Annotated in this window: 1 tRNA gene and 1 rRNA gene; both read right to left on the bottom strand. The window is 53.3% G+C overall.

The window, feature by feature from the left end:
* Positions 1-107: ribosomal RNA gene (locus NQZ67_RS30065) — 23S ribosomal RNA — on the bottom strand; the annotation flags it as partial.
* A 117-nt stretch (positions 108-224) separates the two neighbouring features.
* Positions 225-297 (bottom strand) — tRNA-Ala (locus tag NQZ67_RS30060).
* Positions 298-321 lie beyond the last annotated feature (24 nt).

Here is a 321-nt window from a genome sequence, read left to right as displayed (position 1 = left end):
CGGATCAAAGCCTGCTTACGGCTCCCCGAGGCGGTATCGTTGTTCGCCACGTCCTTCTTCGGCTCCTGGTGCCTAGGCATCCTCCGTGCGCTCTTACTAGCTTAACCTAGTTATCGCTCAGCGTGAGCTTCCTCAGCTGGCGGTTGTTTCTTTCAGCTAAAGGATGTTTCAGCTCAAGATTTTCATCTTGATTGACTTTCGTTATCCAGTTTTCAAGGTGCAAATGGAGCCAAGCGGGATCGAACCGCTGACCTCCTGCTTGCAAGGCAGGCGCTCTCCCAGCTGAGCTATGGCCCCGTAATGGGATCAACACTCATGTGT

Source organism: Paenibacillus soyae (assembly GCF_024623455.1).
Classification (GTDB): Bacteria; Bacillota; Bacilli; order Paenibacillales; family Paenibacillaceae; genus Pristimantibacillus; species Pristimantibacillus soyae.
Note: the sequence above shows the minus strand (reverse complement) of the source record. Positions and strands in the feature narration are given on the sequence as shown.